Source organism: Streptomyces sp. NPDC087844 (assembly GCF_044742785.1).
In the GTDB taxonomy this organism is placed as follows: Bacteria; Actinomycetota; Actinomycetes; order Streptomycetales; family Streptomycetaceae; genus Streptomyces.
This window is the reverse complement of sequence record NZ_JBIUVD010000018.1, coordinates 128,472-154,458: the sequence shown is the minus strand read 5'-3', so window position 1 is coordinate 154,458 and position 25,987 is coordinate 128,472. Positions and strand designations below refer to the sequence as shown.

The window sequence follows — 25,987 nt, the reverse complement described above, 5'->3', positions numbered from 1 at the left end:
GCGCGAGGCAATTGGCGTTCGTAGAACAGGCGTTCCTGGGACCCGTGTGACGCACGGGGCGACAGCCCCCGCGGCCGGCCGCCCGACCTGCGGTGCGACCTGCGGCGGGACCTCTCACTGGCCCTCTGACGGACCCTGCGATCGGCCCGTGCTCGGCCCTCCGAGTGGCCGCCTCAGCGGTCCGGCTCGGGGTCCTTCAGCCAGTTCACCAATTCGGTGGAGAACGCCACAGGGTCCTCCTCGTGCGGAAAGTGCCCGAGCCCGTCGAACAGCCGCCAGCGGTACGGCGCTTCGACGTACTCCCCGGACCCCGCCGCACTCCGTGTGCGCATCACCGGATCGAGCGATCCGTGCAGATGGAGCGTCGGCACCCGCACCGGCCGTTTCATACGCCGGTTGAACTGGATGCCGTCGGGGCGGGCCATCGAGCGGACCATCCACCGGTAGGGCTCGACCGAGCAGTGCGCGGTCGAGGGGATGAGCATGGCCCGCCGGTACGTCTCCACGACGTCGTCCTCCGGCAGCCGGGGCCCCGACCAGTCGCGCATGAGCCGGCCGACCAGGGCGCCCTCGTCGGCGATCAGTTGGCGTTCCGGTATCCAGGGCCGCTGAAAACCCCAGACGTACGAACCGGCCGCGGTCTGCTTCATGTCCGAGAGCATCGCCGAGCGCCAGCGCCGGGGGTGCGGCATCGAGGAGACCACGAGCCTGCGCACCAGCTTGGGACGCATCACGGCCGCCGTCCACGCCAGATAGCCGCCGAGGTCGTGGCCGACCAGCGCGGCGTCGGGCTCACCGAGGGACCGTACGACCCCGGTGATGTCGAGCGCGAGGTTCGCGGGGTCGTAGCCGCGCGGGGTGCGGTCGCTGCCGCCGACGCCCCGCAGGTCCATGGCGACCGCGCGGAAGCCCGCGTCGGAGAGCGCCACCATCTGATGGCGCCAGGCCCACCAGAACTGTGGGAAGCCGTGCAGCAGCAGGACCAGCGGCCCGTCACCCATCTCGGCGATGTGGAAGCGCGCCCCGTTCGCGGCGACATCCCGGTGGACCACCTCTTTCGCGCCGGGCACGTCGAGCCGTACGACAGAGGTGGGTTGCGCCGAGGGTGATTGCCCCGCAGGGATGGAGGAGCCCGTCATGAGGACGAGCGTGTCACAGCCTCGACCCCGTCACCGACCCGGTACACAGTGGTCATCTCACGGGGGTGCGGCTTCACGTTCTGCAGTACGGCCGCCGATTCCTTGACCGAGGCCGCCGTCTTCTGCGGGCCCTTCCCCTTCTTGGCCTTCTTCGCGAAGACCACACCGATCAGCGCGAGGACCGCGGCCACCAGCACGTTCGCGGCGAACGACAGCAGGAAGCAGACGGCCATGTTCCAGCCGCTCCAGGTGCGGATGCCGTACGCCAGGGCGAAGCTCAGCATCGGCAGGGAGAAGATCAGTACCGCGCCGGCCGCGCTGAACGCGCCGCCGCCGACCGCCCCGCGCTTGACGTCCCGCTTGAGCTGCGCCTTCGCCAGTGCGATCTCGTCGTGCACCAGCGCGGACATCTCGGTCGTCGCCGAGGCGAACAGCTGGCCGATGCTGCGTTCGGCGCCGACCGGGCTGCCGTCGGGTGCGCTCATCGCGTTCTCCCTGTTGTCTTGGTTGTCGTGTCGCCGCTGTCTTGACTGTCCGTATGTTCCGGCCGGTGGTTTCGGACCGTCAGGTCCGGGCCGTACGTTTCGGACCGTGTGTGTCAGATCATGCCGGACCGTCGTGCTCCACGCCTGCCCCGCCCGTCACTTCGGCAAGCCTTCGGTGTTCGGCGGCCTTGCGCTCGTAGATCTCGGCCATGCGCAGGTGGTAGGACGGATCGTCCTGCTCGTACACGTCGGGGACGCCCGAGAGGTCCTCGTCGCGTTCCTCGTGCTCCCACAGCCCGCGATACCTGGCGTTGCGCATCTTCAGCAGTACGCCCGACAGCACGGTCGCGATCAGGGAGCCCGTCAGGACGGCTGCCTTGACGCCGTCGGTGAGCGCCGGGTCGTCCGTGAAGGCGAGTTCGCCGATGAGCAGCGACACGGTGAAGCCGATGCCCGCGAGGGAGGCGACCGCGAAGACGTCCGGCCACGCGAGGTCGTCGGAGAGCGAGGCACTGGTGAAGCGGGCCGTCAGCCACGTACCGCCGAAGATCCCGACCGCCTTGCCGACGACGAGGCCGAGCACGACCCCGAGGGTCTCCGGCTGGGTGAACACGTCGCCGAGCGCGCCGCCCGACACCCCGACCCCGGCGCTGAACAGTGCGAACAGCGGTACGGCGAGGCCCGCCGACAGGGGACGTACGAGATGTTCGACCTGTTCGCCCGGTGAGTGCTCCTCGCCCTCGTCCGCGCGGGTGGTGCAGCGCAGCATGAGGCCCATCGCGACGCCGGCGACGGTGGCGTGGATGCCGCTGTTGTACATCAAGGCCCAGACGACCAGGGCGAGGGGCACGTACACGTACCAGCCCCGTACACCCTTTCTGAGCAGCAGCCAGAAGACGGCGAGGCCGACGACGGCGCCCCCGAGCGCGGCGAAGTCCAGGTCGTCGGTGAAGAAGACCGCGATGATCAGGATCGCGAAGAGGTCGTCGACGACGGCGAGGGTGAGCAGGAAGGCGCGCAGGGCGCTCGGCAGCGACGTACCGAGGACGGCGAGGACGGCGAGCGCGAAGGCGATGTCCGTCGCGGTGGGTACGGCCCAGCCGGCCAGCGAGCCGCCGCCGGTGACAGCGACCAGGGTGTAGACCAGCGCGGGCATGGCCATGCCGCAGAGCGCGGCGACCACGGGGAGCGCGGCGGCCCGTGGGTCCTTGAGGTCACCGGCGACCAGTTCGCGCTTGAGCTCGATGCCGGCGACGAAGAAGAAGACCGCGAGGAGTCCGTCGGCGGCCCAGTGCTCGACGGAGAGGTTCAGGCCGAGGGCGGCGGGCCCGACGTGGAAGTCGCGGACGGACTCGTAACTCTCCCGCAGGGGGGTGTTCGCCCAGATCAGCGCGGCGACGGCGGCGATGAGCAGGAGGACGCCGCCGACCGTCTCGGTGCGCAGCGCGTCCGCGACGAAGGTCCGCTCGGGCAGCGAGAGCCGTGCGAGGACCTTGCGGTTCTTGGCGACCTGACGGTCATTGCCTGGCGTGGGGGTGGGCGCGGACACGAGGTCGACCTCCGGTCGGTGGGCAGGGGAGAGCACATGCCGACCAGACTTCCCGGCGCACCTATGGAAACTCCGGGCTCGTTCCGAGCGCGGACGTTGTGTTGTCGCGTATTTACGTGTTTCGCAGCCTACCTGTGACGGAGAAGGGGCACCCGGCGAGGCTGCCGCCGGGTGCCCCTTCGAAGTCCGTGTCCGTACGAGACCTGGGTCCGCGCCCGTACGGGACCTGCCTCAGTCCTCGCTGGACGCCGCGGGGAGCTTCGTCTGGATGAGGTCCATGACGGTGGAGTCGGTCAGCGTGGTGACGTCACCCAGCTGGCGGTTCTCCGCGACATCGCGCAGCAGCCGGCGCATGATCTTGCCGGAGCGGGTCTTGGGCAGCTCGGCCACCGGCAGGATCCGCTTCGGTTTGGCGATTGGGCCGAGTACCTTGCCCACGTGGTTGCGCAGCTCGCCCACGAGGGTCTCGGTCTCCGACGCGGAGCCGCGCAGGATCACGAAGGCCACGATCGCCTGGCCGGTCGTCTCGTCGGCCGCCCCTACGACGGCCGCCTCGGCGACCGAGGGGTGCGAGACGAGCGCCGACTCGACCTCGGTGGTCGAGATGTTGTGCCCGGACACGAGCATCACGTCGTCCACCCGGCCGAGCAGCCAGATGTCGCCGTCGTCGTCCTTCTTGGCGCCGTCGCCCGCGAAGTAGAGGGGGGTCTGGGGGGTGTTCCCCCCCAGGGAATGCAGCCCCGAGAAGCGCGACCAGTAGGTGTCGATGTACCGCTGGTCGTCGCCCCAGATGGTGCGCAGCATCGACGGCCACGGCTCGGTCAGGACGAGATAACCGCCGCCGCCGTCGGGAACCTCCCGCGCCTCGTCGTCGACGACCGTCGCCGAGATGCCCGGCAGCGCCCGCTGCGCGGAGCCCGGCTTGGTCTCGGTCACGCCCGGCAGCGGCGAGATCATCATCGCGCCGGTCTCGGTCTGCCACCAGGTGTCCACGATCGGGGTGCGGTCGCCGCCGATGTGCTTGCGGTACCAGATCCACGCCTCGGGGTTGATCGGCTCACCGACCGAGCCGAGGACCCGCAGGCTCGACAGGTCGAACTTCGCGGGGATGTCGTCGCCCCACTTCATGAACGTACGGATGGCCGTCGGGGCCGTGTAGAGGATCGTCACGCCGTACTTCTGGATGATCTCCCAGAAGCGCCCCTGGTGCGGGGTGTCGGGCGTGCCCTCGTACATCACCTGGGTCGCGCCGTTCGCCAGCGGCCCGTATGTGATGTACGAGTGCCCGGTGACCCAGCCGATGTCGGCGGTGCACCAGTAGACGTCGGTCTCCGGTTTGAGGTCGAAGACGGAGTGGTGCGTGTACGCGGCCTGGGTGAGGTAACCGCCGGAGGTGTGCAGGATGCCCTTGGGCTTACCCGTAGTCCCCGAGGTGTAGAGGATGAACAGCGGGTGCTCGGCGTCGAACGCCTCGGGCGTGTGCTCGGCGGACTGCTTCTGCGTGATCTCGTGCCACCAGACGTCGCGGCCCTCGGTCCACGCGATGTCCTGGCCCGTACGCCGTACGACGAGGACCTTGTCCACACCGTCGACCCGGGAGACCGCCTCGTCCACGGCGGGCTTGAGCGCGGCGGGTTTGCCGCGTCGGTAGCCGCCGTCCGAGGTGATGACCAGCTTGGCGTCGGCGTCCTGGATGCGGGTGGCGATGGCGTCGGCGGAGAAGCCGCCGAAGACGACCGAGTGCGCGGCGCCGATGCGGGCGCAGGCCAGCATCGAGATGACGGCCTCGGGGATCATCGGCAGATAGACGGCGACCCGGTCGCCCTTCTCGACCCCCAGCTCGGTCAGGGCGTTGGCCGCCCTGGAGACCTCGTCCTTCAGCTCGGCGTAGGTGAGGGAGCGGCTGTCACCGGGCTCGCCCTCGAAGTGGATGGCCACCCGGTCGCCGTGGCCGGCCTCGACATGCCGGTCCACGCAGTTGTACGCGACGTTGAGCTTGCCGTCCTTGAACCACTTCGCGAACGGGGGGTTCGACCAGTCCAGCGTCTCGGTCGGCTCGGTGGCCCAGGTCAGCCGACGGGCCTGCTCGGCCCAGAAGCCGAGCCTGTCAGCCTTGGCCTGCTCGTACGCCTCCGCGGTGACGTTGGCGTTCGCGGCCAGGTCGGCGGGCGGCGCGAACCTGCGTTCTTCCTTGAGCAGGTTGGAGAGGGAGGACGGCTCGCTCATACTTCTCCCTCCTCGCTCAGCAGGTCGGCCAGGCTTTCGTTGCTCACGACATCTCCCTTGCGGTGCTGTGCCAGGGGCGCCCCTTGTGTCCCGGGCCACAGCTCATCAGACGCGGGCCCCTGGTGACAAGGGCCGTCCGAGAATTGGTTTAGACCTGTGTGCCGGATCGGATGCGCGGGATCCTGCGTGCGTGTGGCCTGCCCGCGGATACGGGCGGCCACACGTTCCCACGGACGGCGGAAGGGAGTGGTTCAGGCCGGAGGGTCGTGCCGGGCCGGCGGTTCAGGCCTGGGTGTCGTACAGGGCAGTGGCCGCGACCCTGTCGAAGAGCTCGCCCTCCTCCTCGTCACGGGATGTGGCCTCCGTGAGGAGATAGGCCTGGGCCTCTCCCACGTGGAAGTACATCCCGTGCAGTTCGAGCACGCCCTCCTCCAGGGCTCGGGCCACCGCCTCGTACGCCCGCAGGTGCTCCAGCTGCTGCACGACGTTGGTGAGACAGAGCTGCTCGGTGGCGTCGGCGGGCGCGCGTCCGGCGATCCGGGTCCAGGGCCGGTCCTCGGCGGTCATGCGCTCCACGCTCGGCAGCCCGTGCCGCAGCCACCGCTTCAACGGTGTCCGGGCGCCTCCCGGTTCGGTGTTCATCAACGCCTGCATCGCCCCGCATCCGGAGTGCCCGCACACGGTGATGGACCGCACCCGCAGCACCTCCACCGCGTACTCGATCGCGGCCGCCACCGAGTCGTCACCGCTCTCCTCGCCGGGCGGCGGTACGAGATTGCCGACATTGCGTACGACGAAGAGGTCACCGGGGCCGCTGGAAGTGATCATCGATGTGACCAGCCGGGAGTCGGCGCACGTCAGGAAGAGCTGTGAGGGCTGCTGCCCCTCCCGGGCGAGCCGGGCCAGCTCGCCGCGCACCAGGGGCGCGGTGTTGCGCTGGAACGTGCTGATGCCGCTGGCCAGTTGATGCCCGCTGCGATGCCCGCCGGGCGGCGGTGTCTCGGGGCTCTCGCAGTGGTGGTTGCGCCAGGGCGTCCAGGGACGGCAGTGGCAGTGCGCCGTCTGCCCGCCGTCGTCCTTGACGTGCGGTTCCGCGAGCCGGGCTCCGGTGCGCCCGGTCAGCTCGACGGAGCCGCCCTGGTTGGTGTGCGCGCTCTGCCAGTCGTGCAGCGACTCGTACGCCGCGTGGTCCATGAAGGAGCCGTCCAGCTCGATCACGGCCTCGGCCCCCGGCGGCACCAGATGCAGTGCCCGGCTGAGGCGGGGCACGGCGAGGAACGTCAACTGCCCGCGCACCCGCACGTGGTGGACGCCGTCCGGGCCGACCGAGCGGGTGATCCGCGTCCGGGTGAGGCGGTGCAGGGCCACGCCGACGGCCATGGCGATCCCGAGTGTGACGCCCTCAAGGACTCCGAGGACGACGACGCCCAGGGTGGTGACGGCGTACACCAGCACCTCTCGGTGCCGGGTGACCGTGCGGATGTGGTGCAGGGACACCATCTGGATGCCGACGGCCATCACCAGGGCGGCCAGCGCCGCGAGGGGGATCAGCTCCAGGAGCGGCACCATCAGCAGTGCGGCCACCGTGATCCAGACGCCGTGCAGCATCGTGGAGCTCCGGCTGACGGCGCCGGCCTGGACGTTCGCAGAGCTCCGTACGGCCACGCCCGCGACGGGGAGCCCGCCGAGTGCGCCGGAGACGATGTTGGCGGCGCCCTGTCCGAACAGCTCGCGGTCGAGGTCGGAGCGCCCCTGCTGAGCCGGGCGCCCGGCCGTGAGCTTGTCCACGGCGACGGCGCCCAGGAGCGACTGGACACTGCACACCAGTGTGGTGGTGAGCACGGCGGCGATGATTCCGAGCGACGGGCCCTCGGGCAGCCCGGCCAGCGCGTGACTCCGCCAGGACGGCAGATCGACCTTGGGGAGGGTGAGTCCGGCGAGGGCGGCCGTCGTGGTGGCCGCGGTGACGGCGACGAGCGCGGCCGGGACGATGCGCAGGAGCCGGCCCGCGCGCCCGGGGATGCGGGGCCAGGCCAGCAGGACGGACAGGGTCAGGGCGCTCATCGACAGTGCTGCCACCTGTGGGTGGGCCAACTGGGCGGGGAGCGCGCGGATGTTGTCGACGACCGAGCTGCTCGGGGATCCGCCGAGCACGATGTGCAGCTGGGCGACGGCGATGGTGATGCCGATGCCGGCCAGCATGCCGTGCACGATCGCGGGGCTGACGGCCAGCGCGGAGCGGGCCACCCGCAGGAAGCCCAGGCCGACTTGGACCAGCCCGGCGAGGACGGTGATGGCGCAGGTCGTACGCCATCCGTACTTCTGGATGAGGTCGGCGGTGACCACGGTGAGCCCCGCGGCGGGTCCGCTCACCTGGAGCGGTGCCCCACCGAGCCGGCCGGCCACGAGCCCGCCCGCGGCGGCGGCCACGAGCCCGGCCTGCAGAGGTGCTCCGGTGGCGAGGGCGATGCCCAGGGACAAGGGCAGGGCGATCAGGAAGACGGTGGCCGAGGCCGACAGGTCGGCGGCCGCGATCCGGGGGAGCCGAGGGGGTCGTGGGACCCGTGGGATCCGGGAAGCTCGGCGGCCGGGCGGGGAGGGGCTGTGCGGCCGCCCCCCGTCGGGGGTGTGCGAAGAGTCGTCGGTGCGAGTGGGGACGAAGGCAGTCATGGTTTCCCGTCTCCTCCGGGGCTACGCGGTCGCTTGGGGGCGCGGCCGTGGGTCACGGCGTACAGCGGCGGGATTTATCAACGCTCGGTAAATGAATCGTAATGGAGAGTAAAGGGCGTGTCAGGAAAAATAGCGCAAATAGTCCATTGATTCACTCCGGAGAGTGATTAGTAATCTTGATCGGCTTGTCGTACCGCCTCCTTTCGGGACCCCTGCGATCTTGGCCTCGCTGTCTGTTTTGTCCCGATCGAAGGAAGAAGGTGGGCGGAACATGGCCGCCACTCAGCGGTTCACCACGGGCGTCGCCGTCATCGCGGTCTGTGCCGCGGCGCTCGCCGGATGCGGGATCGGCGACCCCGGCGCCAGGAAGGGCGCGCACGGCGTGGGATCCCACGGTGAGAAGGCGCGCGGCGAGGGTGCGCACGGTGCCAGGAAGGCCGTAGGTGCTCCGGCGCCGAAGCGGGCGGTCCGGCTGATCGGCGACGGCTCCACCGCGTTCACCGGCGCGCAGCCGCGGCTGCCCCGGGCAGCGCGGCTGAAGCCCGGTCAGCGGCCCCCGCAGTTCGTGGTCTTCTCCTGGGACGGGGCCGGAGAGGACAGCCAGAAGCTGTTCTCGCACTTCCGCAAGGTGGCCAAGGACAACCGGGCGACCATGACGTACTTCCTCAGCGGCGTGTACATGCTTCCGGAGGGCAAGCGCGACCTGTACCGGCCGCCTCAGCACTCACCCGGGCGCTCCGACATCGGCTTCAACGACAAGCAGGGCATCAGGGACACCGTGAAGCAGCTGCGCGGCGCCTGGCTTGAGGGCAGTGAGATCGGCACGCACTTCAACGGCCACTTCTGCGGCAGTGGCGGCGGAGTGGGCGAGTGGTCGGTCGGGGAGTGGAAGGACGAGATCGCGCAGGCCAAGTCCTTCGTCAAGTCATGGAAGACCAACACCGGTACGGCGAAGGGCTCACCGCTGCCCTTCGACTACGACAAGGAGCTCATCGGCGCCCGCACGCCCTGTCTGGAGGGGCGGAAGAACTTCATGCGGGCCGCCCGCGATCTCGGCTTCCGCTATGACACCAGTGGCGTCAACGACCAGGTCTGGCCCAAGAAGAAGGCGGGTCTGTGGGATCTGTCGATGCAGCTCGTCCCGGTCCCGGGCCGTGGGTTCGAGACGCTGACCATGGACTACAACTTCATGGTCAACCAGTCCGGCACCACGTCCCAGGGTGATCCCGACAAGCACGAGTACTGGGGCGACCAGATGCGTGACGGTCTGCTCAAGGGCTTCTCCCGCGCCTACCGGGGCAACCGTGCGCCTCTGATCATCGGCAACCATTTCGAGTCCTGGAACGGCGGCACGTACATGCGGGCCATCGAGGAGACCATCGAGCGCGTATGCACCAAACGCGAGGTGCGGTGTGTGTCCTTCCGGCAGCTCGCCGACTGGCTCGACGCCCAGGACCCCAAGACGCTCGACAAGCTCCGCACGCTCAAGGTGGGCCAGGCCCCGAAGCGGGACTGGGCGTCGTTCCTGTCCGGCCGGTCGGCCCCGGCTCCGGCCCCGAAGGGGGTGCCGGGCGCCCCGGCGGTCAAGCCGTAGCGCCCGGGCGGCGTGCGGCTCACGCCGTGGCGGTCTCGGCCTCCCGCAGGACGAAGGCGGGGTCGACCTGGGCGGCGAGGTCGGCACCCGTGCGCTCATTGCCCCACGACTGCGCGTTCTTCAGATGGAAGTGGACCATCTGCTGTGTGTAGCGCTCCCAGTCGCGCTGTCCGTAGGTCGCGTCGGCAGCCGCCTGGAGAGCGCTCAGCGCACGTCGGTTGCCGTCCTCCAACTGCTCGAACCGGGGCGGGCGGCCCTTCTCCATGGCGCGTACCCAGTCCGAGTGGCCGACCGTCAGCAGCAGGTCGTCGCCGACCTCGTCCTTGAGGAAGTCGATGTCGTCCTGGCCCTGCACCTTGTTGCCCACGACCTTCAGGGTGACGCCGAAGTCGCGCGCGTACTCCTTGTACTGCCGGTAGACCGAGATGCCCTTCCGGGTGGGCTCCGCGACGAGGAACGTGATGTCGAAGCGGGTGAACATGCCGGAGGCGAAGGAGTCCGAGCCCGCCGTCATGTCCACGACGACGTACTCGCCGTGGCCGTCGACGAGGTGGTTCAGGCAGAGCTCCACCGCGCCGGTCTTGGAGTGGTAGCAGGCCACTCCCAGGTCGGCCTCGGTGAACGGGCCGGTGACCATCAGACGAATGGCGCCGCCGTCGAGTTCCACCGGTCGCGCGCAGGCCTCGTACACCGGGTTGTTCTCGCTCACCCGCAGGAGCCGGGAGCCCTCGCCGGGCGGGGTGGTCTTGATCATCGTCTCGGCGGAGGTGATGCGCGGGTTGGAGCCGCGCAGGTAGTCCTTGATGAGGCCCAGGCGGTCGCCCATGGCGGGCAGGTTCCGCGCTTCGGTGTCGGTGAGGCCGAGTGCCGGGCCGAGGTGCTGGTTGATGTCGGCGTCCACCGCGACGACCGGCGATCCGGTGGTCGCGAGGTGACGGACGAAGAGCGAGGACAGGGTGGTCTTGCCACTGCCGCCCTTCCCAACGAAAGCAATTTTCATGTTCATGTAGCGTAGTGGTGCCGCTGCGCCGGAGTGACGTCGAACGTGAAGAAGACCACTCGTTCGTGGGGCGCGGGCCGGGGGTGCGTAGGGTCGTACTCATGAGTACGACAGGAGCGGGTGCGACAGGTGCGAACGCCGACCCCCTCGCGGCCCTTGGCTCGCTGCCCGGTGTGGCGGAATCCGTGGAGTCCGTGCGCAGGGCCGTGGACCGGGTCTACGGGCACCGCATCATGCGACGCCGCAGCAACGAGATCACCGGAGAGGCCGCACTGCGGGGCTCCCGCGGATCCGCGGCGCTGTCCGGCGCGGACTGGGCCCTCGAAGAGGTGCGCCGAAGGGCCGACTTCAGTGGGGACGACCAGGCCAGGGTGGTGGGTGCGGCCCTCAGACTGACCGCCGAGTCGGGCGAACTCCTGTCCATCTGGCGTCAGTCGCCCCTGCGGGTGCTGGCAAGGCTGCATCTGGTGGCCGCCGCCGGCAACGGGGACGCGGTCGGACGTCCGCGACGGAACGGGGAGCCTGCGACGGAGACCCCGGCGGCAGGCACCGCGGGGCCGCCGCTGATCGAACTTCCGCTGCCGGACGCCGGCGAGGTCGAGGGCCGACTCGACGGTCTGGCGCGGCTGGTCATCGCGGGGAGCTCGGCGCCCGCCCTGGTGACCGCGGCCGTGGTGCACGGCGAACTGCTCGCGCTGCGCCCTTTCGGCTCCCACAACGGCCTGGTCGCCCGCGCGGCCGAACGGATCGTCCTCATCGGCAGCGGCCTCGACCCCAAGTCGGTCTGCCCGCCGGAGGTCGGCCACGCGGAACTCGGCAGAGCGGCCTACGCCGCCGCTCTCGACGGCTACGCCTCCGGTACTCCGGAGGGGATGGCGGCCTGGATCGCCCACTGCGGCAGAGCGGTCGAACTCGGCGCCAGGGAGTCGACGGCCGTGTGCGAGGCGCTGCAGCGAGGCGCGGCATGAGCCCCTGAACAGGGTTGCGGCGGTACGGAGTCCGTACCGCCGCTGGCATGTCCACTGGGGTACCAAGCGTCCTCGGAGTGTTGCCCATCAGGTCGGGAACTGTTGCCCGTCGCCTGGTGCGGCTGGCCCGTAATCGACGGGTCGACGTCGCGTGGGTGCCCGGTGTTCATGCGCGGTCCGTGGGGCCTCGGTTGCGTTCTAAGGTGATCCTCTCGGATGTCCTTGGTCTCGCGGGCCGTTAATTCCCTTTGTACTCCGGGTGCGGGGCAAGCGATACCCCTCGCTGTACTTCTTTACTTTTGGCCTCAAAAGCGAGCGAATCGGGCGACCGATCGAAGGACTGGACATGTCGGCTCGAAGGGCTGGACATATCGGCTCGAAGGACTGGGCAAAGAGGGGTCTGTGAGGGGCGAGGGGGTTGCAGTGGCGCCTGTTCGACGGGGTCAGTTCACCGTCGCGCGGCGCCGGCTGGCGTACCAGACGAGCCCCGCGGTGGCCGCCGCCGCCCCTATGGCCGCCGCGGCGACGATGGCGGGCCGGGGCGGCACGGACAGCCGCTGCTTGAGGCGCACCGGATGGTGGAAGTCGAGGATGGGCCACGCGCGCGCGAGGGCCTCGCGGCGCAGCGCACGGTCCGGGTTCACGGCGTGCGGGTGGCCGACCGCCGAGAGCATCGGGATGTCGGTCGCCGAGTCGCTGTACGCGTAGCAGCGCGACAGGTCGTATCCCTCGGACTCGGCCAGCTCCTTGACGGCCTCTGCCTTCGTGGGGCCGTACGCGTAGTACTCCACCTCTCCCGTGAAGCAGCCGTCGTCGCCCACGACCATGCGGGTGGCCACCACCCGGTCGGCGCCCAGGAGCTCACCGATCGGCTCGACGACCTCCGCGCCGGAGGTCGAAACGATCACGACGTCCCGGCCGGCGATGTGGTGCTCCTCGATGAGGGAGGCGGCCTCGTCGTAGATGATCGGGTCGATCAGGTCGTGCAGGGTCTCGGCGACGATCTCCTTCACCTGCTGGACGTTCCAGCCGCGGCACAGCGCGGACAGGTACGCGCGCATCCGCTCCATCTGGTCGTGGTCGGCGCCGCCGGCGAGGAACACGAACTGGGTATATGCGGTACGCAACACCGCCCGGCGGTTGATCAGGCCACCTTGGTAGAACGACTTGCTGAAGGTGAGCGTGCTCGACTTCGCAATGACCGTCTTGTCCAGGTCAAAGAAGGCCGCTGTACGAGGCAAGGAGTGGTTTTCCACGGGTTGAGCATATGCGCCCGCCATTCGGGCTAGTGTGGGACGTGTGGGTTTGCCTGAGAGAGCTCTCGGGTACACCATGGAAGTCACGGATCGTTCGCGACCGTGCTAACCCGGTTTGGCTCCTCCCCCCCCGAGTCAAACCGTGGAGACGACCCCCGCTCTCCCCCCCGGCGGGGGTCGTCGCATGTCCGGATGGGTTTTCCCGTCCGTTGTTGAGAGCGCCGGGCCCCGCACTGCGGGGCCCGGCGTTTCTCTGTCTCCGCACAGGATTCGTCACTGTGCGTAGCTGTGGTGTCGCGCCGAGGAAGTCGTACAACGGTCACCGGTTTGGGTGAAGGCGATATTCACAGGCGCCGGGTTGTCCACAGATATCGACCAAGATCCACACGATTTCCGGCTTCGCTGCACCGTGATTCCAGCGCGCACCGCTTGCGGAAGTTCATGGCCGGTTCCGTTTGTCCGGCGGCTATGGCCGGTTCGTATCGGCGGTTCATATGGAGGGCCGGTCGGCGGCTCTTGCGCCGGGCGGGAATCACGGGGCCGCAGGGGTCCCGCGAGGAAGCAGCGAAGGGGGATGGACAGCGTGGCGGGAGCCATCACACACGACCGGCCGTCGGCAGCCGAAGGGCGGCAGGGCGGACCGTTGATCCTCACTGAGGACGCGGATCTGCTGGACGACCTGCTGCGGCTGTGCGCCGCGGCCGGCGCCCGGCCCGAAGTCCACCACGGGGTGCCGGAACGCGGCGGCGGCTGGGACACGGCACCGCTGGTGCTCGTCGGCGACGACGCCGCGCGCCGGGTGCGCGGCGCCGCACGCAGACGCGGAGTCGTGCTGGTGGGTCGGAATCAGGACGATCCGGGGGTCTGGAGAAGGGCTGTGGAGATCGGCGCCGACCATGTGCTGATGCTGCCGGATGGCGAACAATGGTTGGTCGACCGCATCGCCGACGTGGCCGAGGGAGTGGGACCGCCCGCCCTCACCGTCGGAGTGATCGGCGGTCGTGGGGGCGCCGGATCGTCCACGCTCGCCTGCGCCCTCGCGGTCACCTCGGCGCGCCAGGGCGCCCGCACCCTCCTTGTCGACGCGGACCCACTGGGCGGCGGACTCGACGTACTCCTCGGTGGAGAATCCGTCGAGGGACTCCGCTGGCCCGCCTTCGCCGCCTCGCACGGACGGGTCGGCGGCGGCGCCCTGGAGGAGTCGCTGCCCTCACTGCACGCCCTGCGGGTCCTCAGCTGGGACCGCGGCGACTGCGTCACCGTGGCGCCCGAGGCCGTCCGCGCGGTCCTGGCCGCCGCCAGACGGCGCGGCGGAGTGGTGGTCGTCGACCTGCCGCGCCGGATCGACGAAGGGGTCGCGGAGGCTCTCGCCCAGATCGACCTCGGGGTGCTCGTCGTCCCGGCCGAGCTGCGCGCCGTCGCGGCGGCCGGACGGGTGGCGTCCGCGGTCGGCATGGTCCTGCGGGACCTGCGCGTCGCGGTCCGCGGGCCGTACGCGCCAGGTCTGGACGACCGGGAGGTGGCCCGGCTTCTCGGACTGCCCCTGATGGGCGAGGTGCCCACGGAGACGGGGCTGCCGGCGGCCCAGGAGCGGGGCGCCCCACCCGGCGGGGACGGACGCGGGCCGCTCGCCCGCTTCTGCTCGGCGTTCTGGGAGCGGGCCGTGATCGCCGGAGGGGGCGTATGAGCGGGGCTACGGGCCTGCGTGGCGGTTTTCCGGTGCACGCGGGGCCGTCGGGGGGTGGCCTCTCCGGAGGCCGCACCGGCACGGGCACGTTCGGCCGACCGGGCACGGGTCCGCTCGTGGGCGGGCAGCCGCGCGGCGGCCCGGACTCCGACACGGGACTGCTGGACGGAGTCCGGCAGTGGCTGGCGGAGAGCGGAGGCGAACCGACTCCCGCGCGCGTGGCGCAGGCCCTGCGGGAGCAGGGGCGGGTGCTCGGGGACGCCGAAGTCCTCGGCGCGGCCGAGCGGTTGCGGTCGGAGCTGGTCGGAAGCGGCCCGCTGGAACCACTGCTCGACGATCCCTCGGTGACCGACGTGCTGGTCTCGGCGCCCGACCGGGTGTGGGTGGACCGCGGCGGCGGCCTGGAGCTGACAGCCGTGTCCTTCCCGGACGCGGCGGCCGTACGACGGCTGGCACAGCGACTCGCGGCCGTGGCCGGGCGGCGGCTGGACGACGCCCACCCGTGGGTGGACGCCAGGCTTCCCGACGGCACCCGGCTGCACGCGGTGCTGCCACCGGTCGCCGTCGGCTCCACCTGCCTGTCCCTGCGGGTCGTACGGCCGAAGGCGTTCACGCTCACCGAACTGGTGGCCGCGGGGACGGTACCGCCGGGCGGGGACCGGCTGCTGCGCGCGTTGCTCGACGCGAGGCTGTCGTTCCTGATCAGCGGAGGCACGGGCACCGGCAAGACAACATTGCTGAGCGCGCTGCTCGGCCTCGTCGGGCCAGGCGAGCGGATCGTGCTGGCCGAGGACTCGGCGGAGCTGCGCCCCGACCACCCCCATGTCGTACGGCTGGAATGCAGACCGCCCAACCAGGAGGGCGCCGGACTCGTCACGCTCCAGGATCTGGTGCGCCAGGCGCTGCGCATGCGACCGGACCGCTTGGTGGTCGGTGAGGTCCGGGGGCCCGAAGTGGTCGCGCTGCTGGCCGCTTTGAACACGGGGCACGAAGGCGGCTGCGGGACCGTGCACGCCAACGCCGCCTCGGGGGTGCCGGCCCGCCTGGAGGCGCTGGGCACGGCCGCCGGGCTCGACCGGGCCGCGCTGCACAGCCAGGTGGCGGCGGCGCTGGCGGTGGTGCTCCATCTCGTACGCGACCGGACGGGTCGGCGGCGGATCGCCGAGGTGCATGTGCTGGAGCGGGATCCGGCGGGGCTGGTCGTGACGGTGCCCGCTCTGCGATGGGGTGCGGAGGCCTTCACCTACGGGCGCGGGTGGGGGCGGCTGCGAGAACTGCTCGGCGGCACGGGTGACGTGAGTGGCGTGGGAGATGTGACGGGCGTGAGTGGCACGAGCGGGCGGAGGGCCGGGCTGTGACGGGGGTCGCCGGGATGTCGGTGGCGGCGGCGGTGGTGTGCGCCGGGGCGGCGGTCTGGCTGACGGGCGGGCCGGGGCACGGGACGCGGCGGGCGCGGCTGGTGTGCGCGAGTGGCGGGGCGGTGGGCACGGGGCCGCCGTCGTGGGAGCGGGCGCTGAGGGCCGGTGAGCGGCTTCGGCGGCTGCACGGGACGCGGGGCGAGTGGTGGGCACTGGTCGCCGGGTCGGTGGCCGGACTCCTGGGAGCGTCCGTGGTGCCGGTCGTCCTGGGGGCGCTCGGAGTTCCCCTGGTACGGAGTGTCCGGCGGGCCGGAGTGGCGCGGCGGGCGCGGGAGCGGCGGGCCGCCGCGGTGATCGCGCTGTGCGGAGCGCTCGCGGGGGAGGTCCGGGCCGGACGGCAGCCGGGCGAAGCGCTGCTGGGCGCCGCCCGGGACTCGGGAGGGCTCGGGGACATGCAGGCGTCGGTCCTGGCGGCTGCGAGGTTCGGCGGCGATGTGCCGGGCGCGCTCACCGACGCGGCCAGGCGGCCCGGGGCCGAAGGACTGCTGGGGCTCGCCGCGTGCTGGCGTGTCGCCGTGGACCGGGGTGCGGGCCTCGCGGCCGGGCTCGACCGGCTGGAGGGGGCGTTGCGCGCGGAGCGAGATCAACGTGCCGACTTGCGAGCGCAGTTGGCGGGCGCCCGGTCGACGGCGGTGCTGCTCGCGGGGTTGCCGGTGCTCGGGCTGCTTCTGGGCACCGCGCTCGGCGCCGACCCGCTGCACATCCTGCTGCACACCGGGGCGGGCCTCGGCTGCCTGCTGGTCGGCGGGGTTCTGGAGGGCATCGGCCTGTGGTGGGCGCTGCGGATCGTACGGGGAGCGGAGGACGGATGAGTACGGAGGTTGTCCACAGGCTGGGGGCGGCGGTGTGCGTGGCGGCGGGACTGTGGGCGCTCGCCCGGTCCCTGGGAGCGGCACGGCGGAAGCGGAAGGTCCACGGGCGGCTTGAGGCCCTGCTGACAATCCTGGCCGCCGAGCGCGAACCGGCTGTGGAGGCCGCCTCCTTCGGGCGGCGCTCGCCACTGTGTGACGTGGTGCGACGGTGGCTGCCGGTGATCGGAGCCATCAGCGCCTGCTGGGTGTTCGTCGGTGGCACGGCCGGGGTGGTGGTGGGACTTGTGGCCGCGTTCGCAATGTGGAGGTGGCAGCGCAGATCGACGCCGACGGAGGAGTTCGACTCGGTGCGGGCCGCGCGCCAACTGCCTCTTGCCGCTGATCTGCTGGCCGCCTGCATCGCGGCGGGCGCGAGTCCCGTCATGGCTGCCCGGGCGGTGGGGGAGGCGCTGGAGGGGCCCGTGGGGGCGCGGCTGGCGCGGGGAGCGGCCGAGGTGCGACTCGGCGGTGAACCGGCGGAGGCATGGCGCGCGCTGGCCGCGTTGCCCGGGGCCCGGGGACTGGCCCGGTTGCTGGAGCGGGCCGGCGAGTCGGGAGTACCGGCGGCGGTGCCGGTCGCACGCCTCGCCTCCGAGGCCCGCGCGGAACGTGGGCGCGCCGCAACGGCTCGGGCGCGACGTGCGGGCGTCCTGATCACCGCTCCCGTCGGACTGTGCTTCCTGCCCGCGTTCATCGCGATCGGCGTACTGCCGGTGGTGCTCGGGTTGGCGAGCGGGGTGCTGGGTGGGGGTGATGGATGACGGGCGGAACCACGAGTGGGCAAGGTCAGCGCTCAGACGTCACACGTCAGCGGTCACACGTCACACGTCACACGTCACACGTCAAACGTCGTAGGTCAACGGGACAGAGCTGTACGGGGGTTCGGATGGGCAAGGCAGTGCGGGTGCGAGTGCGGGCGTGGGTGTGGGTGTGGGTTCTGGAGGGCTGGGCCCGGGTGGGACGGGCAGGGTCGGTGCGCAGGGATGCCGGCATGGTCACCTCCGAGTACGCGATGGGGCTGATCGCGGCGGTGGGGTTCGCCGCGCTGCTCTACGAGGTGCTGACCAGCGGGCAGGTGCGCGGGGCCCTGCAGGACATCGTGGGGCGGGCGCTCAGTGGGAAGTTCTGAGGCGGGTGCGGGCGAGGGTTCGGTGGCCCGGGACCGCGGTTTCGTGACGGCGGAGGCGGCTGTGGTGCTGCCGGTGCTGGTCGCGTTCACGATGGCGCTGGTCTGGGCGTTGCTGGCCGCGGCCGCGCTGATCCAGTGCGTGGACGCGGCCCGGGCGGGCGCTCGCGCGGCGGCCCGGCAGGAACCGCCGGGCACGGTGCTGGAGACCGCCCGGCAGGCGGCGCCGAGCGGTGCCAGGATCTCCGTCCGGCGCGAGGGTGATCTGGTACACGTTCGGGTCGAGGCCGAAACCCCCGGCCCGGACGCGCTGGCCCTTGACCTCGTACAGGAGGCGACCGCCCTGGCGGAGGAGACGGTCGGGGCGGTGCGGTGAGAACGGCGGGGATGGCAGAGACGGCGAGGGCACTGAGAACGCCGGGGGGATTCGGGGGACGGGAAGGGGCGGGAGGACCCAAAGGACCCGGAGGACCCGGAGGATCGGGAGGGGCGAGGAGAGGTGGCCTTGGGCGGCGTACGAGGCCATGGGCGGCGGGGTCGGTGTCGTCGGACCGGGGGTCGGCCACTGTCTGGACCGTGGGTGCTCTGGCGGTGCTGTGCGTGGTCTTCGGTGCCGTGCTCGCGATGGGGCAGGCGGTGGTGGTCCGTCATCGAGCGGGCGGCGCGGCCGACCTGGCGGCGCTCGCGGCGGCCGACCACTGGATGTACGGCGGAGCGGAGGCCTGCGTCCGGGCGGACCGCGTGGCACGGGCTCAGGGCACCCGGATCGTGCGGTGCGCCGTCCGGGGCGAGATCTCGGACGTCACGGTCGAGGCGGGACGGGGGCCGCTGACGGCCGAGGTGAGGTCCCGGGCAGGCCCGCCCGGACCCGTGGCGCCGGGTCCTGGCCCTCCGCGGGCTCGGCCGCGGTGACGACGTCCGGCTGTCGGTCGCCCGGTCTCTCCGCCTCCTCGGAGGGACCTTCCCCGGAGTGTTCCTCCGGTGCTGTCGGCGCTCCCTGCAGAAGGACTGTCAGCAGCCGCACGGCGCCCCTCTTGTGCAACGGTTCATTGCCGTTGCCGCACTTGGGGGACTGGATGCAGGACGGACAGCCGGCGTCGCACTCGCAGGAGGCGATGGCCTGGCGGGTGGCGGTGAGCCATTCGCGCGCGGTGTGGAAGGCGCGCTCCGCGAAGCCCGCGCCGCCGGGATGGCCGTCGTACACGAAGACGGTGGGCAGGAGGGTGTCCGGGTGCAGCGGGACGGAGACGCCGCCGATGTCCCAGCGGTCGCAGGTCGCGAAGAGCGGCAGCATGCCGATCGAGGCGTGCTCGGCGGCGTGCAGGGCGCCGCCGAGGATCTCGGGGTTCACCCGGGCGGCGTCGAGCTGGTCCTCGGTGACCGTCCACCACACGGCACGCGTACGGAGCGTGCGGGGAGGCAGATCGAGTTTCGTCTCGCCGAGCACCTCGCCGGTCATGAGACGACGACGCAGAAAGGAGACGACCTGATTGGTGACCTCGACGGAGCCGTAGCACAACCGGCCGTCGCCCCAGGGGATCTCGACGTCCGTGTCCAGGACGGAGATGGCCGTGGTGTCACGGGCGACCGTCGAATACGGCGGGTTGGCCTCCGTGACCAAGGCGACCGAATCGTCCAGGTGCAGCTCGTCGACCAGGTACGTACGGCCCTGGTGGAGGTGGACCGCGCCTTCGTGGACGCTGGTGTGCGCGGCCGACGCGTCGACCGTGCCCAGGAGTCGTCCGGAGCCGGCCTCCACGATCTGCACCGGGTTGCCGCCTCCGCCGCGGATGTCGGTCAGGTCGGCGGCCCGTTCCCGGCGGGTCCAGTGCCACGCCTTCGTGCGGCGGCGGAGCAGCTTCGCGGCCTCCAGTTGCGGCATGAGTTCGGCGGTGGCCGGGCCGAAGAGGTCGAAGTCCTCCTCGGTGAGGGGGAGCTCGGATGCCGCGGCGCACAGGTGGGGCGCGAGGACGTACGGGTTGTCCGGATCGAGGACGGTGGACTCCACCGGCTGGTCGAACAGGGCTTCCGGGTGATGGACGAGGAAGGTGTCCAGCGGGTCGTCACGGGCGACCAGCACCGCGAGCGCTCCCTGTCCGGAGCGGCCCGCGCGACCTGCCTGTTGCCACAGGGACGCACGGGTGCCCGGGTAACCGGCGATGACGACGGCGTCCAGTCCGGAGACGTCGATGCCCAGTTCGAGAGCGGTGGTGGCGGCGAGGCCGAGGAGTTCACCGGAGTGGAGGGCGTGTTCGAGGGCGCGGCGTTCCTCGGGGAGGTAGCCGCCGCGGTAGGCGGCCACGCGGCGGGCCAGGGAGCGATCGATCTCGGAGAGCCGTTCCTGGGCGATCACCGAGATCAACTCGGCCCCGCGGCGGGACCGTACGAACGCGACCGAGCGGACGCCCTGCACGGTCAGGTCGGTGAGGAGGTCGGCGGTCTCGGCGGTCGCGGAGCGGCGGACCGGGGCGCCCTTCTCGCCGTGCAGATCGGTGAGGGGCGGTTCCCAGAGTGCGAAGACCAGTTCCCCGCGGGGTGAGGCGTCGTCGGCGACCTCCACCACGGGCAGGCCGGTGAGGCGGGAGGCGGCGACGGAGGGCTCGGCGGCGGTCGCCGAGGCCATGAGGAAGACGGGGGAGGAGCCGTAACGGGCGCACAGGCGGCGCAGTCGGCGGAGCACCTGCGCGACGTGCGACCCGAAGACGCCCCGGTAGGTGTGGCACTCGTCGATGACGACATAGCGCAGGGCGCGCAGGAAGGAGGCCCACCGGGGGTGGGAGGGAAGTATCCCGCGGTGCAGCATGTCGGGGTTGGTGAGGACGTAGTTGGCGTACTGGCGTACCCACTCGCGTTCCTCGACGGGGGTGTCACCGTCGTAGACCGCGGACCGTACGGCGTGGCCCAGCGGATGTGAGAGTTTCTTCACGGATCGGCGCTGGTCCGCGGCGAGGGCCTTGGTCGGCGCGAGGTAGAGGGCGGTCGCGCCGCGACCGTTCGGCGCCTCGGAACCGTCGAGGAGTGTCGACAGTACCGGGACGAGGTACGCCAGGGACTTGCCGGAGGCCGTGCCCGTGGAGACGATCACCGATTCGCCGTCCAGGGCGTGCTCGGCCGCGAGTGCCTGGTGGGCCCAGGGGTGTTCGATACCGGCGGACTGCACCGCCGCGACGACCTCCGCGCGGATCCGGTCGGGCCACACGGCATGGCGACCCTCACGTGGGGGCAAGTGCTCCGTATGAGTGATGCGCGAAGCCCGGCTCGGCCCAGAGGCCAGCCGGTCCAGGATCTCGCCCGGCGAGGGGCGGGACGCGGTGTCCGTCGAGGTGCGATCGGGTCCGAGATTATTGGCCATCGGCATCGAGTGTGTCACTGGCATGACGGACAATGGGCTCAAGGCGTCGTGCACGCCTGCCGGTAAGTGATTGAATGCCATCGCGGCTGGCGAACCGTCCCGGGGGCTCCGCCGAGGTGTCCCTTGGGATGACCGCTCGATAGCAAGGTGCTGGAGGATCCGTGGACCTGTCCCTGTCGACCCGTACCGTCGGCGATCGTACGGTCGTCGAGGTCGGTGGCGAAATCGATGTATATACCGCGCCCAAGTTGCGCGAACAGCTGGTCGAGCTGGTGAACGACGGCAGTTTCCATCTTGTCGTCGACATGGAGGGCGTGGACTTCCTCGACTCGACCGGTCTCGGCGTTCTGGTGGGTGGCCTGAAGCGGGTGCGTGCCCATGAGGGTTCGCTCCGGCTGGTCTGCAACCAGGAGCGCATTCTGAAGATCTTCCGCATCACCGGTCTCACCAAGGTGTTCCCGATCCACACCTCGGTCGAAGAAGCGGTGGCGGCCACCGACTGAGCGGCCACGGTCCGGCCCGTCCCTGCTGACTGGCCGGTCAGCCGTCACAGCCGAATCCCGGGCACGGCCCGGGAGGCAGAAGTCAATGGAGGGGGGCAGGTCTCGGCGACCCGACCCCCCGACCGCACGCCCGTAGTTTCGAGGGGGATGCATGGCCACCGTTGAACTCCGCTTCAGCGCGCTGCCCGAGCACGTCAGGACCGCCCGACTGGTGGCGGCAGCGGTGGCGCGCAGGGCCGGAGTGGACGAGGCCGTCCTCGACGAGGTCAGGCTCGCCGTCGGCGAAGCCTGCACCCGGGCCGTCGGCCTGCACCAAAGCGCCGGAATTTCGGCGCCGGTGCGGGTCTCACTGATCGAGGAGGAGAAGCTTTTCTCCATCGAGGTCGGTGATGAGGCGCCGCACACGGTTCCCGGTGACAAGTCGCCGGGTGCCCATGGCGGAGCCGACGGCGCGGACGTCGAGACCGAAGAGGACGAGATGGGCCTCGCGGTCATCAGCGGCCTCGTCGACGACGTGGAAGTGACCGCCGGTGAGAACGGCGGACTGATCAGAATGAGCTGGCCCACCACGCCGCCGGCCACGCTCATTTCCTGATCCACCCCTCTTGGTACTGCCTGAACCTGTGCGAAAGGGCCCTGCTCACCAGGGCCCTTTGGCATGTCCGGCCGCTGCCCGGCCACGCTGCTGCCCAGCTCGGCTGCCCAGCCACGGCCCTGCTTCGCTGCCCGCACCGTCGCCGGATGCTGCTGGTCGGCATCCGCCCCGCTGTCACTCCGGTGCCCTTCTCCGGCATGTCTGCCCCTGGGGCGGAGCTCGCCCGCGGCTCCCCCGTCGCACCCCTCAGGTGTCGACAGCGGCCCCCGCACGTCTCCTGGAGGGCGGCGACGCCCACCGCTGCCCGGTTCAGCCCCTCCGGCACCCTCCGGCACCCTCCGGTCATCGCTGACGACCCTGCCGGGCGTCCTCCGGCGTCCTCCGGGGACGCTGCCCCGACATTCCTGCGATCGTCGCCACGGCAGCCCTGTCGGCCATTCGGTGATCGCTTTGAGGCTGGCCGCCGGGCACTCGCCGGTGGCCTTCGCATGACCCGTCGGTCGCCCAACAGTTGCCCACGACCCGTTCGTCAGTTGCCCTGAGTCGCTCCTGGGCTGCCCGTCGGGCTGCTCGGCAGGCGTCCCTCGCACTGGTCGGCCGACCGGTCGCTGATGGATCACGGCTCATGCACCGGTGGAGCTTTGACCGTGCGTCGGCCGGGCCCTTGATGCCCCCGATGCCCCCGATGCCCTCCGGATCAAGCCACGCGTATTTCGTGAATTAATTCACGATCTCGATTACGATCAACAATACGATCAGCTGCAAGTCGCGCCGCAGGTAATGGACCTGGCGTCAATGCGTTTGAGGCATTACCACTTTCGGGCCCCCTGTGGATGCCCGGATCATTTGCTGAAGAGCATGTGAAGGCCAATTCCGCTTACCGCGCACTGTTTTGATCAGGTTCCGGTACCTACAATCCGTCCACATCTTGAGCTCGGTCCAAGCGTCAAGGAGGACGAATGGCGGGGCTTCTTACCCCTCACCAGTTTGACCAGCCCACTACCCTCGCAGCCGCAGTACTGACAGACGACAACCGCCTCATCGTCGTGGTGATCGCGGTCGTCGCCCTTGCGGCGCTTGCCGTCGCCGGAGTCCTGGTCCGCCAGGTGCTCGCGGCGGGCGAGGGCACCGAAAGCATGAAGGAGATCGCGGTCGCGATCCAGGAGGGCGCGAATGCCTACCTGGGGCGGCAGATGCGTACCCTCGGGGTATTCGCCGTCGTGGTGTTCTTCCTGCTCATGCTGCTGCCCGCGGACGATTGGAATCAGCGTGCCGGCCGATCGGTCTTCTTCTTGATCGGCGCGGCGTTCTCGGCGACCACCGGATATATCGGCATGTGGCTCGCCGTACGCAGCAATGTCCGCGTGGCCGCCGCGGCACGGGAAGCGACCCCGGCGGAGGGTGAGCCCGAAAAGGATCTCACCGCCGTCTCGCACAAAGCAATGAAGATCGCTTTCCGCACGGGCGGCGTCGTCGGCATGTTCACGGTGGGGCTCGGTCTGCTGGGCGCCTCCTGTGTGGTGCTGGTGTACGCGGCCGACGCGCCGAAGGTGCTGGAGGGCTTCGGTCTCGGCGCCGCGCTGATCGCCATGTTCATGCGTGTCGGCGGCGGCATCTTCACCAAGGCGGCCGACGTCGGCGCCGACCTGGTCGGCAAGGTCGAGAAGGGCATCCCTGAGGACGATCCGCGCAACGCCGCGACCATCGCGGACAACGTGGGCGACAACGTCGGCGACTGCGCCGGTATGGCCGCCGACCTCTTCGAGTCGTACGCCGTCACGCTCGTCGCCGCGCTGATCCTCGGCAAGGCGGCGTTCGGCGACTCCGGGCTCGCCTTCCCGCTGATCGTGCCCGCGATCGGCGTACTCACCGCGATGATCGGCATCTTCGCGGTCGCTCCGCGCCGTGCGGACCGCAGCGGGATGAGTGCCATCAACCGCGGCTTCTTCATCTCCGCGGTGTTCTCGCTGGTGCTGGTGGCCGTGGCGGTCTTCGTCTATCTGCCGTCCTCGTACGCCGATCTGGACGGTGTCACCGACGAGGCCATCCTCGGCAAGTCCGGCGACCCGCGGATCCTCGCGATCCTCGCGGTCGCCATCGGCATCGTGCTGGCCGCGCTGATCCAGCAGCTGACCGGCTACTTCACCGAGACGACCCGTCGCCCGGTGAAGGACATCGGCAAGACCTCGCTCACCGGCCCGGCCACTGTCGTCCTCGCCGGTATCTCGCTCGGTCTCGAATCGGCCGTCTACACCGCGCTGCTGATCGGCCTCGGCGTCTACGGGGCCTTCCTGCTCGGCGGTACGTCGATCATGCTGGCGCTGTTCGCGGTGGCCCTCGCCGGAACGGGTCTGCTCACCACGGTCGGCGTCATCGTCGCCATGGACACCTTCGGACCCGTCTCCGACAACGCGCAGGGCATCGCCGAGATGTCGGGCGACGTCGAGGGCGCGGGCGCGCAGGTGCTCACCGACCTGGACGCCGTCGGCAACACCACCAAGGCCATCACCAAGGGCATCGCCATCGCCACCGCGGTACTGGCGGCGGCGGCGCTCTTCGGCTCGTACCGGGACGCCATCCTCACGGCCGCGAACGACGTGGGGGAGAAGGTCTCGGGCCCGGGCGCCCCGATGAACCTGATGATGGACATCTCGCAGCCCAACAACCTGGTCGGGCTCATCGCGGGCGCCGCGGTCGTCTTCCTCTTCTCGGGGCTGGCGATCAACGCGGTCTCGCGGTCCGCCGGGGCCGTGGTCTACGAGGTGCGGCGGCAGTTCCGCGAGCACCCCGGGATCATGGACTACACCGAGAAGCCCGAGTACGGGCGCGTCGTCGACATCTGTACGAAGGACGCGTTGCGCGAGCTGACCACGCCGGGTCTGCTCGCCGTACTGACGCCGATCGCGATCGGGTTCACACTCGGGGTCGGCGCGCTCGGCTCGTTCCTCGCGGGCGCCATCGGCACCGGCACGCTGATGGCGGTCTTCCTCGCCAACTCCGGAGGTGCGTGGGACAACGCCAAGAAGCTCGTCGAGGACGGCCACCACGGCGGCAAGGGCAGCGAGGCCCATGCCGCGACGGTGATCGGCGACACGATCGGCGACCCCTTCAAGGACACCGCGGGCCCCGCGATCAACCCCCTCCTGAAGGTGATGAACCTGGTGGCGCTGCTCATCGCGCCGGCAGTGGTCAAGTTCAGCTACGGCGAGGACAAGAGCGTGGGCATGCGGGTCCTCATCGCGGTGCTCTCGTTCACCGTCATCATCGGCGCGGTGTACGTGTCCAAGCGGCGCGGCATCGCCGTGGGCGACGAGGGCAACTCCGATCGGGTGGCCAAGCCGGTCGATCCGGCGGTGGTTTCGTAGCCTCCGGGCCATCGACTCCGGGCCATCGACTCCGGGCAATCGACTGAGCGGGTTCCGCTCAACGGGCGGGGGGGGGGGGGGGGGGGGGGGGGGGCGCCCCCCCCCGCCCCCCCCCCGGGGGGGGGGGGGGGGGGGGGGGCAGTCAGGAGGTTGGTAGGCCTTCTGCCAGTACCTCTGCCAAGTGGTGGGCCCGTGTCCTCGAC

Annotated in this window: 20 protein-coding genes; 12 read left to right on the top strand and 8 right to left on the bottom strand. The window is 70.7% G+C overall.

The window, feature by feature from the left end; genetic code table 11:
• Positions 1–173: 173 nt before the first annotated feature.
• The 5 genes from ACIOKD_RS30150 to ACIOKD_RS30130 all read right to left on the bottom strand — a co-directional run bounded on the left by ACIOKD_RS30150 (position 174) and on the right by ACIOKD_RS30130 (position 8,069).
• Positions 174–1,139: an alpha/beta fold hydrolase gene (locus tag ACIOKD_RS30150; protein WP_402090234.1), complete on the bottom strand. Its 966-nt coding sequence runs from the start codon at positions 1,137–1,139 to the stop codon at positions 174–176.
• On the bottom strand, positions 1,136–1,624 hold the full coding sequence (locus ACIOKD_RS30145) for a phage holin family protein (RefSeq protein WP_210881761.1): 489 nt from the start codon (positions 1,622–1,624) through the stop codon (positions 1,136–1,138). The genes ACIOKD_RS30150 and ACIOKD_RS30145 overlap by 4 nt, the downstream gene beginning before the upstream one ends.
• 118 nt (positions 1,625–1,742) lie before the next feature.
• Positions 1,743–3,173 (bottom strand): Na+/H+ antiporter NhaA, encoded by a 1,431-nt coding sequence (gene nhaA, locus ACIOKD_RS30140; protein ID WP_402090232.1) that lies wholly within the window; start codon positions 3,171–3,173, stop codon positions 1,743–1,745.
• 231 nt (positions 3,174–3,404) lie between these two features.
• Positions 3,405–5,399 carry an acetate--CoA ligase gene (gene acs / locus ACIOKD_RS30135; RefSeq protein ID WP_402090230.1) on the bottom strand — a complete coding sequence of 665 codons (1,995 nt, stop codon included), beginning with the start codon at positions 5,397–5,399 and terminating at the stop codon, positions 3,405–3,407.
• Positions 5,400–5,681: 282 nt separating this feature from the next.
• The gene (locus ACIOKD_RS30130; RefSeq protein ID WP_402090228.1) at positions 5,682–8,069 is read right to left on the bottom strand and encodes a bifunctional SulP family inorganic anion transporter/carbonic anhydrase; all 2,388 of its coding nucleotides are present in this window, start codon (positions 8,067–8,069) and stop codon (positions 5,682–5,684) included.
• A gap of 271 nt (positions 8,070–8,340) precedes the next feature.
• On the opposite strand from ACIOKD_RS30130, the gene ACIOKD_RS30125 reads away from it, so the two are divergent.
• Positions 8,341–9,663 (top strand): hypothetical protein, encoded by a 1,323-nt coding sequence (locus tag ACIOKD_RS30125; protein ID WP_402090226.1) that lies wholly within the window; start codon positions 8,341–8,343, stop codon positions 9,661–9,663.
• Positions 9,664–9,682: 19 nt separating this feature from the next.
• Here ACIOKD_RS30125 and ACIOKD_RS30120 read toward each other — a convergent pair whose 3' ends face one another.
• The gene (locus tag ACIOKD_RS30120; protein ID WP_402090224.1) at positions 9,683–10,669 is read right to left on the bottom strand and encodes an ATP-binding protein; all 987 of its coding nucleotides are present in this window, start codon (positions 10,667–10,669) and stop codon (positions 9,683–9,685) included.
• Positions 10,670–10,764: 95 nt separating this feature from the next.
• Between ACIOKD_RS30120 and ACIOKD_RS30115 the strand changes: the two genes are divergently transcribed.
• Positions 10,765–11,631 (top strand): oxidoreductase, encoded by an 867-nt coding sequence (locus ACIOKD_RS30115; protein WP_402090222.1) that lies wholly within the window; start codon positions 10,765–10,767, stop codon positions 11,629–11,631.
• A 443-nt stretch (positions 11,632–12,074) separates the two neighbouring features.
• Here ACIOKD_RS30115 and ACIOKD_RS30110 read toward each other — a convergent pair whose 3' ends face one another.
• Complete coding sequence (locus ACIOKD_RS30110) at positions 12,075–12,911, bottom strand: HAD family hydrolase (protein ID WP_402090220.1); 837 nt, start codon at positions 12,909–12,911, stop codon at positions 12,075–12,077.
• 559 nt (positions 12,912–13,470) lie between these two features.
• Here ACIOKD_RS30110 and ssd point away from each other — a divergent pair.
• From ssd to ACIOKD_RS30075, 7 genes are all read left to right on the top strand, one after another.
• The gene (gene ssd, locus ACIOKD_RS30105) at positions 13,471–14,574 is read left to right on the top strand and encodes a septum site-determining protein Ssd (RefSeq protein WP_402090218.1); all 1,104 of its coding nucleotides are present in this window, start codon (positions 13,471–13,473) and stop codon (positions 14,572–14,574) included.
• On the top strand, positions 14,571–15,932 hold the full coding sequence (locus tag ACIOKD_RS30100) for a TadA family conjugal transfer-associated ATPase (protein WP_402090216.1): 1,362 nt from the start codon (positions 14,571–14,573) through the stop codon (positions 15,930–15,932). The genes ssd and ACIOKD_RS30100 overlap by 4 nt, the downstream gene beginning before the upstream one ends.
• A 14-nt stretch (positions 15,933–15,946) precedes the next feature.
• Positions 15,947–16,804, top strand: coding sequence for a type II secretion system F family protein (locus tag ACIOKD_RS30095; RefSeq protein ID WP_402090332.1), 858 nt, complete (start codon positions 15,947–15,949; stop codon positions 16,802–16,804).
• The gene (locus ACIOKD_RS30090; protein ID WP_402090214.1) at positions 16,801–17,604 is read left to right on the top strand and encodes a type II secretion system F family protein; all 804 of its coding nucleotides are present in this window, start codon (positions 16,801–16,803) and stop codon (positions 17,602–17,604) included. The genes ACIOKD_RS30095 and ACIOKD_RS30090 overlap by 4 nt, the downstream gene beginning before the upstream one ends.
• A 125-nt stretch (positions 17,605–17,729) precedes the next feature.
• Positions 17,730–17,972 (top strand): DUF4244 domain-containing protein, encoded by a 243-nt coding sequence (locus ACIOKD_RS30085; RefSeq protein ID WP_402090212.1) that lies wholly within the window; start codon positions 17,730–17,732, stop codon positions 17,970–17,972.
• Positions 17,959–18,345, top strand: coding sequence for a TadE family type IV pilus minor pilin (locus ACIOKD_RS30080; RefSeq protein ID WP_402090210.1), 387 nt, complete (start codon positions 17,959–17,961; stop codon positions 18,343–18,345). The genes ACIOKD_RS30085 and ACIOKD_RS30080 overlap by 14 nt, the downstream gene beginning before the upstream one ends.
• An 11-nt stretch (positions 18,346–18,356) precedes the next feature.
• On the top strand, positions 18,357–18,881 hold the full coding sequence (locus tag ACIOKD_RS30075) for an Rv3654c family TadE-like protein (protein ID WP_402090208.1): 525 nt from the start codon (positions 18,357–18,359) through the stop codon (positions 18,879–18,881).
• Here ACIOKD_RS30075 and ACIOKD_RS30070 read toward each other — a convergent pair.
• The gene (locus tag ACIOKD_RS30070; RefSeq protein WP_402090206.1) at positions 18,772–21,402 is read right to left on the bottom strand and encodes a DEAD/DEAH box helicase; all 2,631 of its coding nucleotides are present in this window, start codon (positions 21,400–21,402) and stop codon (positions 18,772–18,774) included. The two genes, ACIOKD_RS30075 and ACIOKD_RS30070, sit on opposite strands and share 110 nt — an antisense overlap.
• A gap of 80 nt (positions 21,403–21,482) precedes the next feature.
• Here ACIOKD_RS30070 and bldG point away from each other — a divergent pair, with 80 nt between their 5' ends.
• The 3 genes from bldG (at position 21,483) to ACIOKD_RS30055 (ending at position 25,784) form a co-directional block, all read left to right on the top strand.
• Positions 21,483–21,824 (top strand): anti-sigma factor antagonist BldG, encoded by a 342-nt coding sequence (bldG, locus tag ACIOKD_RS30065; protein WP_003975386.1) that lies wholly within the window; start codon positions 21,483–21,485, stop codon positions 21,822–21,824.
• 151 nt (positions 21,825–21,975) lie between these two features.
• Positions 21,976–22,419 (top strand): ATP-binding protein, encoded by a 444-nt coding sequence (locus ACIOKD_RS30060; protein WP_402090204.1) that lies wholly within the window; start codon positions 21,976–21,978, stop codon positions 22,417–22,419.
• Positions 22,420–23,378: 959 nt separating this feature from the next.
• Positions 23,379–25,784 (top strand): sodium-translocating pyrophosphatase, encoded by a 2,406-nt coding sequence (locus ACIOKD_RS30055; RefSeq protein ID WP_402090202.1) that lies wholly within the window; start codon positions 23,379–23,381, stop codon positions 25,782–25,784.
• Positions 25,785–25,987: the final 203 nt, after the last annotated feature.